The organism is Vibrio paucivorans (assembly GCF_054053395.1).
Genome location: NZ_CM133230.1, coordinates 1,074,719 through 1,089,990, shown reverse-complemented (window position 1 = coordinate 1,089,990; position 15,272 = coordinate 1,074,719). Strand labels below are relative to the sequence as shown.

The following is a 15,272-nucleotide window of genomic DNA, read 5'->3' as shown; positions in this document are numbered from 1 at the left end:
AATGTGATACTTATTCAGATTTTTAATTACTCTTGAATTAGAAGTCACGCACAGGGCAAACCATTCGAAAGTTTGGGACGCAAAGCTTCCGGCCTACGGCATTTACTTGCTATGGTAGCGGGGTTGCCGATGGCAAACTATGCATACACAACTTTACTCCTTACTGACACAGTTTCTGCATTTTTTTGCTAACCTCTCGGACCTGATTTGGTGGCGTATTCACATACACCGAGAATATACAGCATGGACAAACCAGTACTAAAAGACTCAATGCGGCTGTTTGAACAACTAGGCCGTGTAAAATCCCGTTCAATGTTTGGCGGTTTCGGCATCTTTGTTGACGAGACAATGTTCGCTCTTGTTGTAAATGATAAGTTGCACATCCGAGCAGACGATTCAGCCGCAAAAAAATACAAAGGACAAGGCTACGAGCCTTATGTATATAAGAAACGTGGATTCCCTGTCGTTACAAAATACTTCGCATTGCCAGACGATTGGCAGGCAAACCCAAAAGCTACGCTCGATGAGGCCATTGCAGCTCTTAAAGCAGCAAAGGTTGAAAAAGAGTCTCAAGCTCAGTCGAAACCGAATCGACTAAAAGATCTTCCAAACCTAAGACTAGCGACCGAAAGGATGCTCAAGAAGGCAGGAATCGAGTCTGTTGAGCAATTGGAAGAAGCTGGCGCGGTAGAAGCATTTAAAGCCATTAAGCAGTCCCATACTTCGGATGTTGGTTTAGAGCTTCTATGGGCACTTGAAGGGGCAATTAAGGGGACTCATTGGTCAGTCATTCCACAATCGCGTCGTGAAGAGTTGGCTAATCGACTCAGCTAACCCAAGAAAAGTTCATAGAACCGGCACTCTGTGCCGGTTTTTTTGTATCTGCTGAAATTTTCTTTCCACTTAACCTGTCTTAATTCAAACAGTTTCTTGATACTAGGCGAGAATTCGCCACCAATCTCTCTGCAAGTACTTTATCTACTTTTATACTAAGAAGACATAGCAGGTAGAGCGGCCAACGTATCTTTAGGTCGGAGAATAAAAAATGAACAAAAAGCTAGTATTTGGCGTGGTATTCGTCGCACTGATTATTATTTTGGCCATGAATTTTGGTCAATACTTCACGCTTGAAAACGCTAAAGCACAGCAAGAAGCTTTAGGTAGCTTTATTGAGCAAAACTTCCTCATTGCAGCGATCAGCTACTTTCTGGCTTACGTCGCCATCACCGCTTTTTCAATTCCAGGAGCTGCTGTCGTCACACTGCTAGGCGCTGCATTATTCGGTTTTTGGACCAGTCTACTGCTGGTTTCATTTGCCAGTTCTATTGGTGCTACCCTCGCGTTTTTAAGCTCACGTTACCTATTGCGTGACTGGGTACAAAATAAGTTTGGCGAGAAGCTGCAAGTCATCAACAATGGTGTAGAGAAAGACGGCGCATTTTATCTATTTTCGTTAAGGCTTATTCCCGTATTCCCTTTCTTTTTGATTAACCTTTTAATGGGCTTAAGCCCAATTCGTACTAGCCGCTTCTACTTGGTTAGTCAGCTAGGTATGCTACCCGGCACAGCAGTTTATCTAAATGCTGGTACTCAACTAGCCCAAATTGACAGCCTATCAGGTATTGTTTCGCCAACAGTGTTGATCTCTTTTGCCCTACTCGGTGTTTTCCCTATTATCGCAAAATGGATCATGGCCAGAATCAAAGTGTCCCCTAAAGCACACAATGGAAACGCTTAATGAATATCTTCACTGCCTCCAATCCCGTTCAAGCTCATATCTTGTGTGAACTTTTACGAGCAGAAAACATTCCCTGTGAAGTTCGGGGAGAGGGGTTATTTGGTTTGCAGGGCGAATTGCCATTTGGAGAAGATTCTGCCCCATATGTATGGCTTCTTGAAGCAGAGCAGCTTAGCAAAGCCAAATCAATCGTAGAGGGCTTTCATAACAAAGAAGCATCCAGTTATGCCACCTGGGTGTGTAATAGCTGCCAAGAAGACAATGAGGGGCAGTTTGGAGCATGTTGGAAATGTGGCTCGCCTCAAGCGGAAAAGGTCGGCAACAAGTAAAGTAATTAGATTAGGGTCTGTTGACCTTTCGAGCTGTTTTTTGCAGCACTTTGTGGGAAGTTCATACAAGGCAAAGGCTTTAGAAATGAACCACAAAGGCTGCCCGAAGGGTTCGGCTAAAATCGTTTTATGCTTTGTTGAAGACTATTTGCTTAGAATGACTAGGCTACACAGTCTTCGCCTCGCCTAAAACGATTTTATCTCGAACAAAACTTAATCACGAAAGATCAACAGACCCTCGTAAATAAAAAAACACACTGCCTATGCAGTGTGTTTTTTTATGAATTCGATGGAAACTCGATTAAATGCTTCCGGCTGTTCGACGTTACAAACGTGGCCACAATTCGGTAACTCACACAACTCGCTACCTTGGTGCGCAGCGACCATCTCTTTGACGGGTTGTATAAACATGTAGTCCCTTTCTCCCATCAGATAAAGTGTAGGAATAGGTAACTCTCTATCTTTGAAATACCGCATCAACGGGTTAACTTCTGAAGTTAGGATAAACCAGCGCTTAAACTCTTTTTGACACAGCTTTTTGGCTTCACGGATAAACAAGTGTCGGGATTCACGCTGGCTTTTCTGTGGCATTACAATGTAAGCAAACAAGCTGTACAACCACATGTAAGGGATAATGTGCTTACTCAAGTTACCTAGCTTAACCAGCACTTGAGAACGAGTATTAAAACGTGTCACAGCGCCTCCAAGAACCATGGTTCTAACCCGCTCAGAAGCGATTTCAGCAAGGTTACGTACAATAATGGTGCCGAGTGACATTCCTACAAAATGCGCTGAACGAATTTTAAGGTGATCGAGCACTCTTAATATATCCTGAGTGACAGCTTTGAAGGTATATTGATTTGAGATCAATTCACGTAGTAATCGATTCGACTTCCCATGGCCACGAAGGTCTACGAGAAGAATATTAAAGTGCTCTTTGTACGCTTTGATCTGTTTAAACCAAATCGATGAACTACCACCCGCACCATGCACGAACACAACCCACTCATCGCTAGTTGGGTGCTGGTAAGTTTTGTGAAATAGCAAGGTATCAGACATAACTCTCAGTGTGGTTATTTATAATTTGGTAATAGGGTTAGAAGACTACCATAACTTGATGCCGATTCTATTCCCCAAAAGTCAAAGATTGACGAATTCGTACACTTTTGAGCATTAAATGTAACAAGAGATTGCAGCACATAGAATTCGGTGTGCATGTATTTGCATTGAATCACACAATAAAAAAGGTGCACTCTGTGCACCTTTTAAATACTTTTTATCGTTATGCTATGAATCCAAACTTTGGCAATACAGCTCTAAGTACTGGTTGGCTGCATCCGTCCAACTGAATTTCTTATCCATTGCTTGAAGCTGGATACGCCTTACTTCCGAAGGTTGCTGTGCGTACAGTAGTAGCGAACGTAGCATGACTCTTAACAAGGCATCTCCACTAGGTTCATTAAAAACAAATCCTGTGGCAGATTCCTTATTTGAGTCATAATGCTCCACGCTGTCTTTTAGACCACCAACACCTCGAACAATCGGCAATGTGCCGTAAGCCATACTATACATTTGGTTAAGGCCGCATGGCTCGAACTCAGAAGGCATTAGAAAGAAATCGGAGCCCGCTTCTACCCAGTGCGCTAGCTTATTGTCATACGCTTCAACAAACACAAATTTGTCAGAGTGAATCGCTGCCACCTCTTTCAACTGACTTGCAAGTACCGGGTCACCTGTACCAACAACCACCAACTGAACGTCATTTTTCAAGAACTCTTCTAGTATCGGCAGTAAGTAATGAACGCCCTTTTGGTTGGTTAAACGGCAAACCATGCCATACATAGCGACATCTTCAAGCGGGAGCCCTACTTCGCTCTGGAGTGCTTGTTTACAAGCCTTTTTCCCACGCAACATACTTTGATGAGTCGCTCGATAGTTTTTAGGCAGGTAACTATCTGTTTCAGGACACCAAGCCGAATAGTCACACCCGTTAAGAATGCCGACTAAGTCCCCTTGACGCGAGCTGAACTCACGCTCCATTCCATGACTTCCCAAGTGAGTCGTTAGCTCTTTAGCATAGGTGGGACTCACGGCGTTGATTTTGTCAGCGCACATAACCCCAGCTTTAAGCATAGTTACGTGTGTGTCGCTCACTGCAGCATCTGGCGCGTGTCGAGAATGAAACTCTGGTAAGCAGTTCAACTCTTCATAGCTAAATACGCCTTTAAATACCGCATTATGAATTGAGATGACACTGCGAATAGGTTTGAAGAACGAGTCTTCACTGTAACGGTGTTTCAGTAAAAACGGTACTAACCCCGTATGCCAATCATTGGCATGAATGACATTTGGCTGAAAACCCAACTTAGGCAACATGTCTAAGCTAGCCGCACTAAAAAATGCAAATCGTTCACCATTGTCAGCGTATGCGGAATTGTTTTCAGCATACATTTCTAAGCGATTAAAATACTGCTCACATTCAATCGCATAGGCTGGAACATCTCCAGACTGTGTCTTACGAACTCGGTAAGCAGTATGTGGCCAACTCTCTAGCTGAGTGTCGAGTACGACTTCTGCGTCTTCAATACCTTGAATCTTACTGTATGCGGGAAGTGCTATACGAACATCTTGCCCGAGGTGAAGAAGTGCTTCGGGTAGTGCTTTAGCCACGTCCGCTAAACCACCACTTTTAATCAATCCTTCAACCTCAGACGCTACAAATAGAACAGAAAAATTCTTAGTAGCCAACTCTTGCTCCTTTAGGAATAACAACGATACCCTCGTCAGAAACATGGAAGTGCTTCTTATCTTCCTTGAGGTTCACACCGATTTGCGTACCCGGTGCTATATCGACATTTTTATCAACGATCACTCGACGCAGTATACACCCTTCACCAACTTTCACATCCCCTAACAAAATGGACTCGCTGATGTCACAGGCAGAAGCAATGTTACTACGGAATCCAAGCACTGACTTTTCAATCCTTGATCCGCGAACATAGCTGCCATTACACACTAGGCTATCGATAATCTGAACTCGACCGTTGACTGAGTCGGTAAATGTTGCAGGAGGAAGTGGCGGGTAGTAAGTGTGCAAAGGCCACTTACGGTTATACAGTGAGAAAGGTGCATCTTTCTCTAATAAGTCCATATGCGCTTGCCAGTACGCATCAATCGTACCTACATCTCGCCAATACACTTCTTCACGCTCACCGGTAATACGGTTGGTGCTAAAGTCGTAAACAAACACATCACCACGTGGGAACATGTTTGGAATAATATCTTTACCAAAGTCGTGTGAAGAATCTTCTTTATCCGCGTCTTCAATCAGCTCTGCGAATAGCGTCTTAGCTTCAAAAATGTAGTTGCCCATTGACACTAACGCATGTTCGCTATCACCTGGAATTGGCTTAGGATTGGTTGGTTTTTCTTCAAAACCAATCATTCGGCCATCAACATCGACTTCGATAACACCAAACTGTGACGCTTCGGATAAAGGCATTCTTAATGCTGATACAGTCAGGGATGCTTCTTTCTCTTTGTGGAAGTCCAGCATCTGTTTGATGTCCATTTTATAAATATGGTCAGATCCAAAGATACAAACTTGGTCCGGTTCAGACAGCTCCATAAAGCGTAAGTTTTGATAGATAGCGTCCGCAGTACCTTCATACCAACGTTTTCCTGTGCGCATCTGCGCTGGGATAGGGTCAATGAAGCGGTCGGTGATACCGCTAATATTCCAGCCTTTCTTCATGTGATGGAACAAAGATTGGGATTTAAATTGAGTTAGGACGTAAATCCTCATTAAATCCGCATTAACGAAGTTATTTAATGCGAAATCAATTAAGCGATAGCTGCCTCCAAAAGGCACTGCCGGCTTACTCCGAGATTCCGTTAAAGGACGAAGGCGTGAGCCTTCTCCACCAGCAAGGATCATTCCTAAAACACCAGCCATTTTATTCTCCATATTTTTATATTGTATCGGTAGCTTCAAAGTAATTATTGGGGGACTACCTTTCCTTTCTCTAACCAGCCGCGCGAAATGAAAAACGCAACCAGTTTCCTATAACTTAACGGCTTGTCAGAAGATTACAAATTCAAAAATGCGATACCGTAGGGTAAACATTGATTACTTTCTTACTATATTGCTTTGGTCACATTAAGACCGTCGAGAAAAACAAGCTTTTAACACAATAAGAACATTAAAGTGATAATAAATTCAACTTATCGAAAGGCAGATTGTATAAAACGCCCGTTACATCCACGTGACAGTATGAAAGCGGTGAAATTGATAATATTAATAAATAGGGATGAATAGATTTATTGATCCAAAATAGTTCAGCTAGAAGGTTGTTCAATCCCCGTTGGTGACCAAATGGTAATGGCCGAACTTGACGATTTCTTTGTTAAATACAAAGCACCATCTGCTTTCGCTATTGCCTCACCTAAAGTACTGTGAGGGTCTATCACTGCACCACCAATTGCGATATTACAGTCTATACTGTCTCCTGCCTGACATTGCGATTCCTTTCTAATTCGCTCAGATAAATTATGCAATGCTTGTTCATTGTCGGTTCGAACTAAGATCAAGAACTCGTTGTCTGCCCAACGGCAGACTGAATCATATTCACGAATAGCGGTTTTAATCGCCTTAGAAACAAATGTGATTGCTTGGTCTATCTGCTCTATTTGTAATATCTGAACATCCACCCACAAAAGACTAAATTGGGAGCTTTCTCTTTTTCCTCTAGCCAGCTCATGGAGTATCTCTTTTTCCATCCCTAAACGATTATACAAACCCGTTTGGCTATCCACCGTAGTCAGCAGTGATATCGCTGCGGTTCGCTCTTTAATGATGCTATCAATATCATTTCGATACGCGTGCAGCTCTTTTGCAAGCTGACTAATACTTGACTCAATATCTTTAACAGAATTTTTGTGGTGTTGTGTGACTTCAATACTCTGGAGCCTCGCTCGCAAAGATTCCACAGGGCGAACATAGACATTGAGAACCACAAGGTAGAGCGCCCAAAACACGGTAATGATTGCCAACGAGGCAAACGCATAAACGGCGTAAAGAAGCTGATCTTTGAGTAATAAACCGATATCGATAAACGACACTTCATACCAATTTAGATCTTTAATGTAGTCAATGGATACGATAAATGACCCTTCCCCCCTACTGACCACCAGAGCACTAGATTCCTTCCCTTCTCGCTGCTGGTTCATTAGATCAAGCACTTGTTGGTAATCACTTTGACTAAAAAAGTCGGATAATGATCGCTCAGGCAGCTGGTTAAAGGTGCCCGACTCCCGGTGAAGCTGTACTTTGAGATCGCTGTCGACAAACATAGTTTCGACACCTTGGAATTGCTCATCGTATAGTTGATGAACAATCGGCATAAGCGCCAACCCAGTGCCTATCACTCCCAAAAACTCACCGTCATGCATCAGGCTAAAGTTAACCCATAGTTTAGTGAGTCCTAAGTGATCATCGTGATCGGCACCCAAGCTGACTTCTCGATTGGAAAGTTTATGCGCAAAGAACCATTTATCACCTTGATTTGCTTCATCTAAGGTATACCGATACATGCTTTCTGTGCGAATTGATTCGGTACTGATGAAGTAGTAGTCGCGACTCGTATCCAACGCGACAAAAGCATTGTTGGAAGAGAAGCGCCAGCGGTAGGTTTCCAGAGTTTCCTGTGCAACCGAAATATAGACGGGATCATATGGGTGATAGGCCCACGAAATGATGTTGGGATGTGAAGCTAACTCACGCACCAACTCAACTTCTTTAACGATAGGAGAAAATACAGTATCAACATCATAGGCTGATACAACTCGCCCGTACTTCCACAGTAAATCAGCAGAGATTTGTTTAGCAAACCAATGCACGGAAGACAGGGTCGAAAAAATAGCGATTACTGTAGCTACAATAAACGCGTATGCGATTTTTTGTTCGAGTTTCATACCTAGCCACTTGTGTTGACTAAATAACCAATAGAAACCCTATGTCTAATTGTCAAACCTAGCTAGTGACAAATTGCGTATTAAGTCTAATTTACGCCGAGAAAGTCATACTTTAGTACCAAATAAAAAAGCAGCCTATTGGCTGCTTTTTTCGCGATTACGCTTCTTTCTTTGGCTTCTTACGTTTATCGGTAATTTCCCACTTACCGTCAACATATAACCCCGTCCAGCCAGATGGTTTACCATCTATTTCTGATCGCACGTAATTCTCTTTAGTCTTACGACTGAATCGAACCACCGTTGGACGACCATCTGGATCTTCCGTTGGTGCATCAGTAAGGTACATGAACTTTGGCGAGATTCGATCTTTAAATCTAACCAACTCCTCAACTAATGGTGCTCTAGTCTCACGCGATTTAGGGAAATTACTCGCCGCCATAAATAGGCCTGACGCGCCGTCTCTCAATACGAAGTAAGCATCTGAGTTTTCACATGGAAGCTCAGGGAAGTGTACAGGGTCTTCTTTCGGAGGAGCGACTTCGCCATTTTTCAAAATCTTACGCGTGTTCTTACAGTCGTCGCTAGTACAATCCATATATTTACCGAATCGACCATTCTTCAGAACCATGTCCGAACCACACTTGTCGCACTCAACCAACGGGCCGTCGTAACCTTTAACTTTGAACTCGCCGTGCTCAACCACATAACCGTCACAGTTAGGGTTATTACCGCACACATGCATCTTACGCTTATCGTCAATCAGATACGCGTCCATCGCAGTTTCACAAATTGGACAACGTTTTTTCGCTCTAAGTGCTGCTGTTTCAACGTCTTCTTCAAGAACGTTGATAATGCCTTCTTCGTCACCTAAGTTAATTGTCGTCTTACAACGCTCTTTAGGTGGCAGTGCATAACCTGAACAACCTAGAAATACGCCTGTAGATGCAGTACGAATCCCCATAGGGCGAGAACACGTAGGACACTCGATATCAGTCTCAACGATATGATTTGGCTTCATACCGCCATGTTCTTCGTCTTGTTCCGCTTTTTCTAGATCGCCGCTGAAATCGCTAAAGAAACCATCTAACACACCTTTCCAGTTTGCGTCACCTTCTGCAATCTGGTCGAGCTTCTCTTCCATACGGGCTGTAAAGTCATAGTTCATCAAATCATCGAAGCTGTCATCTAGGCGGTCTGTAACGATCTCACCCATTTTTTCAGCATAGAATCGACGTTGTTCTACTTTCACGTAGCCACGGTCTTGAATCGTTGAAATGATTGACGCATACGTAGAAGGGCGGCCAATACCACGCTTTTCAAGCTCTTTAACCAATGCAGCTTCAGTAAAGCGCGCAGGTGGCTTAGTGAAGTGTTGCTTTGGCTCGAGATCTTTAAGGCTTAGCGTATCACCAACCTGAACGGCTGGGAGAATTTGGTCTTCGTTTTTACCCAGTGGGCGCTGTACACGAGTCCAACCATCAAACTTAAGGATACGTCCTTTCGCTTTTAGTGTGTATTCTGCAGCTTTGACGCTTACCGTAGTTGAGTCGTATTTTGCTGGCGTCATCTGACAAGCAACAAACTGATTCCAGATAAGCGAGTAAAGTTTGTGAGCATCCGCTTCCATACCTTGTAGGTCGTCTGCCGTTACATCCACACTTGAAGGGCGTATAGCTTCGTGTGCCTCTTGCGCTCCTTCTTTGCTACCGTAGACATTCGCCTTAGCCGGTAAGTAAGCATCTCCAAATTCACTACCAATGTAATCACGAACCGCACCTACAGCTTCTGAACTCAAGTTAGTCGAGTCAGTACGCATATAGGTGATGTAACCCGCTTCATATAGACGTTGAGCTAACATCATGGTCTTTTTCACGCCGTAGCCTAAACGCGTGCTTGCTGCTTGCTGAAGCGTCGACGTGATGTATGGTGCAGATGGCTTGCTCGATGTAGGACGATCTTCGCGTTTGCATACTTCGTACGCTGCTTTTTCTAACACGCTAATAGCCGAGTTAGTTTCCGCCTCGTTTACGGGTTTGAAAGCCACGCCATCTTTCTGCGCTACTTGCAAACGGAAGTCGGTTTTGTCTTTTGTCGCTGTATTCGCGTGAATGTCCCAAAATTCTTCTGGGATGAACGCTTTAATTTGTCGTTCTCTTTCGACCAGCAATTTAACCGCGACCGACTGAACTCGACCTGCAGACAAACCACGAGCCACTTTTTTCCACAATAGCGGCGATACCATAAAGCCTACCACTCGGTCCATAAAGCGACGGGCTTGCTGGGCATTTACGCCATCCATGTTTAATTCACCAGGCGCTTCAAAAGCCTGCTGAATCGCATTCTTAGTAATCTCGTTGAAGACTACACGTTTGTATCGCTCTTCATCGCCACCGATGATCTCACGAAGGTGCCAAGCGATAGCCTCTCCCTCGCGATCCAAATCGGTTGCGAGATAGACGCTATCCGCATCTTTAGCGAGCTTCTGTAGCTCTGCAACGACTTTTTCTTTACCCGGAAGCACTTGGTAGTTTGCTTCCCAACCATGAAATGGGTCGATACCCATTTTCTTGATTAGTGATTTGCGGTCCTTCTCTTTCTTAATACGCGCTTTTTCTTCAGCACTTAACCCTTTGGTCGAAACAGCTGCTGCTTTTTTGCCCGTGCTTTGGCCCGCAGTCGGAAGATCGCGGACGTGACCGACACTGGATTTAACTATGAAATCTTTACCAAGATATTTATTAATTGTTTTCGCCTTGGCAGGAGACTCCACGATAACAAGAGATTTACCCATAATTGACTTAAATGTCCTTAATCGCTGGTGCGATTTTTATCGCATGACGTACTTAAATATTGCTTCTTTTTTACTATCGAGCGAGATTACAAGAAGATCAATATCTTTTTTTAAAAATTAAATTCAACTGCTCGACAATTGGGCGAATTCTCACAATGAACTCACCTCATGAAATTGGTGGCTAGCCTGAAAGTGCCACATACTAAACGTGCCAACATCACCGCTTCTAGCGCGGCATAGAAATTTATGCCGGAAGTCACAAAATGTCTTTGCATTATTAAAGATTGAATTTCCGTTTGGGCACCCTACACTATGCAATCAATGCGTAACACTCCACACCTTACGCATATTCGCAGTTTAAAAATAACCGTTAGGAATCCCACATGAGTGAGAAAAAGGCCATCTCTAGCTTTGACCTGCTACTTATTGCTAACCAAATCATCCAAGAACACGATGACTACATAGAAGGTATGAGAGCAGATGCCGTTGAAGAAAAAGACGGTGTATTAGTGTTTAAAGGTGAATATTTCCTAGATGATCAAGGTTTGCCCACAGCGAATACAACCGCTGTTTTCAATATGTTCAAATACCTGGCACACCACCTTTCTAAAGAATTCACGCTAGATGATTAATACAGCCCGAAGCCCATGCAATCAGTGCGTAAAGAGCGCCATGAGGAATCATAGGTATACAAAAAAGCCAGAATGTTTACTCTGGCTTTTTCCTTTAACAGCTTAGCGCTTCTAGCTTATCGAAGTAGTCTGGGAATGTCTTCGATGTACACTTAGGGTCATTGATGGTTACTGGAGTATCACTTAATGCAACCAATGAAAAGCACATCGCCATGCGGTGGTCATCGTAAGTATCGATCGCAGCGTGTTTTAAGTCGTTTGTTGGCTTAACAATGATATAGTCTTCGCCTTCCTCAACCTCTGCACCAACTTTACGTAATTCTGTTGCCATGGCTGACAATCGGTCAGTTTCTTTGACACGCCAGTTATAGACATTACGAATAGCCGTTGTGCCTTCAGCAAATAGTGCTGTTGTTGCAATCGTCATCGCTGCATCTGGGATATGGTTGTAGTCCATATCAATGCCTTTAAGTTGACCTACACGAGAAATTACGTAGTCATCGCCCCATTCAATTTCCGCGCCCATTTTTTCGAGCGCATCAGCAAACTGGATGTCGCCTTGGATACTATTTCGGCCGATGCCCGTTACCTTAATCTCACCACCTTTAATTGCTGCAGCGGCTAGGAAATAAGAGGCTGACGAAGCATCACCCTCAACGAGAAAGTCACCAGGAGCTTTGTAAGTTTGCCCTGCTGGAACAACAAACTCTTGGTAGTCGTTGTTTATCACATCTACACCGAATTGCTTCATGATGTGAAGCGTAATATCAATGTATGGCTTAGATACGAGCTCGCCTTCGATCTTAATCTTCACTTCACCTTCAGCAAGGGGGGCAGACATCAAAAACGCAGTCAAAAATTGGCTTGAAATAGAACCGTCGATCGATACAGTACCTGACTGAAGCCCTGTGCCGGTAATTTTCAGCGGCGGATAATTTTCGTTCTCTAAATACTCAACCTGAGCGCCAGCATCACGCAATGCGTCAACAAGGTGACCAATCGGTCGCTCCTTCATACGTGGCTCACCAGTGAGAACATATTCACCTTTACCCAGACACAATGCTGCTGCTAGCGGGCGCATTGCGGTACCGGCATTACCCAGAAACAGTTCTAGCGCTTCTGGCGCATCAAACGGCTTGCCTAGCCCTTCGACTTCACACACAGTTTTGTCATCAGATAGGCGATAAGTGACACCGAGTTGAGTCAGCGCATTGAGCATATGACGGATGTCATCACTGTCTAATAAGTTGGTAAGACGTGTGGTTCCGCTCGCAAGTGCCGCAAGCAGTAGCGCACGGTTAGAGACGCTTTTTGAACCCGGCAAATTGACTTCGCCATTAACTTTATTGATCGGTTGTAACGTAAGGCTTTCCATTAAAGTTGTTATTCCTTGGATCACTATGGCTTCTTTATATAGTGATGAAAAATTCTTCGTACTTGCAGACTAACTAACTTTGCTACTGAACTCCAGAGCAAATCTACGTGAAAAGATGAATAATTAGTCACTCGAAAAAAATGATGCTAAAACGCTTTATCCACTCGGACGCCATTATCAAAATAGAGTATGCGCACCTTCTCTTGTTTCTCAAATAGCATCGTATTGTCAACGTCTTGAATGATATCGATTAGTTTACCTTCATCGGTTTTTATCAGTAGCTCAACCAAACGATATTCGACTCGATATTCACGTTGACCGTTATGCCTGGCAATGCCTGCCCCTGCTACCGCACCAACAGCCGTTGCCACCTCTTTTCCTGTGCCGCCACCAAATTGATTACCCACCAAACCACCGACGACTGCCCCAAGAAGAGTCTCCCAACCATTGGCTTCCGATTGCACTATTTCTTGTTGGGTAATGTAGCGAACGGTATCTATCGTCCCAAATACGACTTGATTCACTTCTCTTGCTTGATTGCGCTGATAGTTTGCGTTGGCAAACAGAGGAAAAATCAATAAGATCCAGAACCAGTTTTTCATTGTAAACTCCTCTTAAAATGGCGTAACTAAAATTAGAAATGACGATTTACCTCACCGAACTCGATGATAGTGACTATACCTTTCCTTCACCCTATGAAGCGTTAGATGAGCCAAATGGATTACTTGCGTTTGGTGGTGATTTATCACCTGAGAGAATCCTAACTGGCTACCATAACGGTATATTCCCATGGTATGGCCCGGGAGAGCCAATACTTTGGTGGAGCCCTTCACCAAGAGCAGTGTTTGATCCTAAGACATTCAAACCAGCGAAAAGTCTTAAGAAATTTTATCGTAAAACGCCTTATCGAGTCAGTATAAACAAAGCAACGCGTGAAGTGATTACGCTTTGTGCCAAGTTGCGCCCTGCAGAGGAAACTTGGCTAAACCAAGAGATGCGTGACGCCTATTCAGAACTCGCGCTGCAAGGGCATTGTCATTCAGTAGAAGTTTGGCTAGAAGATAAACTGATTGGTGGGCTCTACGGTATTCAAGTTGGTAAGCTGTTTTGTGGCGAATCGATGTTCAGCTTAGAGACAAACGCGTCCAAAATTGCGTTATGGTACTTGTGTCGACATTTTACAGCTCATGGTGGTCAACTTATCGATTGCCAAGTCATGAACCCTCATCTGGAGTCCTTAGGCGCTTTTGAAATGGAGCGTGACGAGTTTTTGGATTCATTGCTATCCTTTAGAGAACAGTCCATTTCAGCCGGATGCTTTGACACCCAATGGCTGACTTTACCTTCTGAGGAGACTCAATGAGCTCGGATATTCAGCAAATTCGCATCGGCTTGACCGACAGCCACCCATGTAGCTATTTATCCGATAAAAGTGAACGAGTTGCTGTCGCGCTCGATGCTAATCTGCATACAGCATCAAGCTATGAGGTTCTGCTTGCCAATGGGTTTAGGCGCAGCGGTGATACCATCTATAAACCTCACTGCGACCAGTGCAATGCCTGCAACGCTTTGCGACTTTCAGTACCCGACTTCTTTGCATCCAAAAGCCAGAAAAGACTGCTTAACAAGGCGAAAAGCTTCACTTGGGCGTTAAAGGACGAGATGGATGAAAACTGGTTCGATTTGTATTCTAGATACATTGAAGCCCGCCACCGCAACGGGACCATGTACCCTCCGAAAAAAGACGAGTTTTCCAAATTTTCTCGCTGTAGCTGGCTCAATACTCAATACCTGCATATTTATATCGACCACCAGTTAGCGGCGGTTGCTGTAACGGATGTAATGAGCAATAGTGCCAGCGCCTTTTATACCTTTTACGATCCAGATATAGAGCTTTCCTTGGGTACAATTGGGGTCTTGTTTCAGGTTCAATACTGCCAACTTGAAGGAAAACAATGGCTCTATTTGGGCTATCAAATTGATGAATGTCCAGCTATGAACTATAAAGTCCGTTTTCATCGCCATCAAAGGCTAGTAAATCAGCGTTGGCAAGGGTAGAATACGCCCCAACTTTACATATTTAGATTTTGACGGCAGAATTCGTCCGTTAAAAACCGCCAAGTTTCTAAAGAGGATTAAATGGCTAAAGAAGACGTAATTGAGATGCAAGGCACTGTTCTTGATACTCTACCAAACACAATGTTTCGTGTTGAACTAGAAAACGGTCACGTGGTTACTGCTCATATCTCTGGTAAAATGCGTAAGAACTACATCCGTATTCTTACTGGTGACAAAGTAACTGTAGAGATGACTCCATACGACCTATCTAAAGGTCGCATCGTCTTCCGTGCTCGTTAATCTCTGACTGCCTAGCGCATTCTGAATTAATCGAATACAACAAAAAACGGAGCCAATGGCTCCGTTTTTTGTTGTC

General features: G+C 43.8%; 14 protein-coding genes and 1 riboswitch. Of the genes, 7 read left to right on the top strand and 7 right to left on the bottom strand.

Annotated features, from left to right (window positions below; all coding sequences use genetic code 11):
• Positions 1-44 precede the first annotated feature (44 nt).
• Positions 45-131: riboswitch (cyclic di-GMP riboswitch) on the top strand.
• 112 nt (positions 132-243) lie between these two features.
• The 3 genes from ACXABW_RS05195 to ACXABW_RS05185 all read left to right on the top strand — a co-directional run bounded on the left by ACXABW_RS05195 (position 244) and on the right by ACXABW_RS05185 (position 2,067).
• Positions 244-834: a TfoX/Sxy family DNA transformation protein gene (locus tag ACXABW_RS05195; RefSeq protein WP_265688335.1), complete on the top strand. Its 591-nt coding sequence runs from the start codon at positions 244-246 to the stop codon at positions 832-834.
• 211 nt (positions 835-1,045) lie between these two features.
• Positions 1,046-1,738, top strand: a complete 693-nt coding sequence (locus ACXABW_RS05190; protein WP_457524343.1) for a TVP38/TMEM64 family protein — start codon at positions 1,046-1,048, stop codon at positions 1,736-1,738.
• On the top strand, positions 1,738-2,067 hold the full coding sequence (locus ACXABW_RS05185; protein ID WP_252030254.1) for a putative signal transducing protein: 330 nt from the start codon (positions 1,738-1,740) through the stop codon (positions 2,065-2,067). The genes ACXABW_RS05190 and ACXABW_RS05185 overlap by 1 nt, the downstream gene beginning before the upstream one ends.
• A gap of 261 nt (positions 2,068-2,328) precedes the next feature.
• On the opposite strand, the gene ACXABW_RS05180 is transcribed toward ACXABW_RS05185, so the two are convergent.
• From ACXABW_RS05180 to topA, 5 genes are all read right to left on the bottom strand, one after another.
• Positions 2,329-3,126, bottom strand: a complete 798-nt coding sequence (locus tag ACXABW_RS05180) for an alpha/beta fold hydrolase (RefSeq protein ID WP_252030253.1) — start codon at positions 3,124-3,126, stop codon at positions 2,329-2,331.
• Between the two features lie 228 nt (positions 3,127-3,354).
• Positions 3,355-4,815, bottom strand: coding sequence for a glycogen synthase GlgA (gene glgA / locus ACXABW_RS05175; RefSeq protein ID WP_457524341.1), 1,461 nt, complete (start codon positions 4,813-4,815; stop codon positions 3,355-3,357).
• A complete protein-coding gene (glgC, locus tag ACXABW_RS05170) occupies positions 4,805-6,022 on the bottom strand; it encodes a glucose-1-phosphate adenylyltransferase (protein ID WP_252030251.1) in 1,218 nt (405 codons plus the stop codon). Before glgC ends, glgA begins: the two co-directional genes overlap by 11 nt.
• Positions 6,023-6,405: 383 nt before the next feature.
• Positions 6,406-8,040, bottom strand: a complete 1,635-nt coding sequence (locus ACXABW_RS05165; RefSeq protein WP_457524339.1) for a GGDEF domain-containing protein — start codon at positions 8,038-8,040, stop codon at positions 6,406-6,408.
• 157 nt (positions 8,041-8,197) lie between these two features.
• A complete protein-coding gene (gene topA / locus ACXABW_RS05160) occupies positions 8,198-10,831 on the bottom strand; it encodes a type I DNA topoisomerase (RefSeq protein ID WP_457524337.1) in 2,634 nt (877 codons plus the stop codon).
• Between the two features lie 383 nt (positions 10,832-11,214).
• Here topA and ACXABW_RS05155 point away from each other — a divergent pair, with 383 nt between their 5' ends.
• On the top strand, positions 11,215-11,463 hold the full coding sequence (locus ACXABW_RS05155; RefSeq protein ID WP_252030248.1) for a YciN family protein: 249 nt from the start codon (positions 11,215-11,217) through the stop codon (positions 11,461-11,463).
• 94 nt (positions 11,464-11,557) lie between these two features.
• Here ACXABW_RS05155 and aroA read toward each other — a convergent pair whose 3' ends face one another.
• Together aroA and ACXABW_RS05145 are read right to left on the bottom strand one after the other, a co-directional pair.
• The gene (gene aroA / locus ACXABW_RS05150; RefSeq protein WP_265689404.1) at positions 11,558-12,838 is read right to left on the bottom strand and encodes a 3-phosphoshikimate 1-carboxyvinyltransferase; all 1,281 of its coding nucleotides are present in this window, start codon (positions 12,836-12,838) and stop codon (positions 11,558-11,560) included.
• A gap of 146 nt (positions 12,839-12,984) precedes the next feature.
• The gene (locus tag ACXABW_RS05145) at positions 12,985-13,440 is read right to left on the bottom strand and encodes a glycine zipper 2TM domain-containing protein (protein WP_457524335.1); all 456 of its coding nucleotides are present in this window, start codon (positions 13,438-13,440) and stop codon (positions 12,985-12,987) included.
• Positions 13,441-13,478: 38 nt separating this feature from the next.
• Between ACXABW_RS05145 and aat the strand changes: the two genes are divergently transcribed.
• The 3 genes from aat (at position 13,479) to infA (ending at position 15,196) form a co-directional block, all read left to right on the top strand.
• Entirely contained in the window at positions 13,479-14,201 is a 723-nt protein-coding gene (aat, locus tag ACXABW_RS05140; protein WP_457524334.1) for a leucyl/phenylalanyl-tRNA--protein transferase, read from the top strand.
• A complete protein-coding gene (locus ACXABW_RS05135) occupies positions 14,198-14,896 on the top strand; it encodes an arginyltransferase (protein ID WP_252030243.1) in 699 nt (232 codons plus the stop codon). The genes aat and ACXABW_RS05135 overlap by 4 nt, the downstream gene beginning before the upstream one ends.
• 81 nt (positions 14,897-14,977) lie before the next feature.
• A complete protein-coding gene (gene infA, locus ACXABW_RS05130; protein WP_001040192.1) occupies positions 14,978-15,196 on the top strand; it encodes a translation initiation factor IF-1 in 219 nt (72 codons plus the stop codon).
• The last annotated feature ends 76 nt before the right edge of the window (positions 15,197-15,272 follow it).

Excerpts from the sequence above, each read along its gene's own strand:
- ACXABW_RS05195 (WP_265688335.1), top strand. The coding sequence starts at position 244 with ATGGACAAACCAGTACTAAAAGACTCAATGCGGCTGTTTGAACAACTA.
- ACXABW_RS05190 (WP_457524343.1), top strand. The coding sequence starts at position 1,046 with ATGAACAAAAAGCTAGTATTTGGCGTGGTATTCGTCGCACTGATTATT.
- ACXABW_RS05185 (WP_252030254.1), top strand. The coding sequence starts at position 1,738 with ATGAATATCTTCACTGCCTCCAATCCCGTTCAAGCTCATATCTTGTGT.
- ACXABW_RS05180 (WP_252030253.1), bottom strand. The coding sequence starts at position 3,126 with ATGTCTGATACCTTGCTATTTCACAAAACTTACCAGCACCCAACTAGC.
- glgC (WP_252030251.1), bottom strand. The coding sequence starts at position 6,022 with ATGGCTGGTGTTTTAGGAATGATCCTTGCTGGTGGAGAAGGCTCACGC.
- ACXABW_RS05165 (WP_457524339.1), bottom strand. The coding sequence starts at position 8,040 with ATGAAACTCGAACAAAAAATCGCATACGCGTTTATTGTAGCTACAGTA.
- topA (WP_457524337.1), bottom strand. The coding sequence starts at position 10,831 with ATGGGTAAATCTCTTGTTATCGTGGAGTCTCCTGCCAAGGCGAAAACA.
- ACXABW_RS05155 (WP_252030248.1), top strand. The coding sequence starts at position 11,215 with ATGAGTGAGAAAAAGGCCATCTCTAGCTTTGACCTGCTACTTATTGCT.
- aroA (WP_265689404.1), bottom strand. The coding sequence starts at position 12,838 with ATGGAAAGCCTTACGTTACAACCGATCAATAAAGTTAATGGCGAAGTC.
- ACXABW_RS05145 (WP_457524335.1), bottom strand. The coding sequence starts at position 13,440 with ATGAAAAACTGGTTCTGGATCTTATTGATTTTTCCTCTGTTTGCCAAC.
- aat (WP_457524334.1), top strand. The coding sequence starts at position 13,479 with ATGACGATTTACCTCACCGAACTCGATGATAGTGACTATACCTTTCCT.
- ACXABW_RS05135 (WP_252030243.1), top strand. The coding sequence starts at position 14,198 with ATGAGCTCGGATATTCAGCAAATTCGCATCGGCTTGACCGACAGCCAC.
- infA (WP_001040192.1), top strand. The coding sequence starts at position 14,978 with ATGGCTAAAGAAGACGTAATTGAGATGCAAGGCACTGTTCTTGATACT.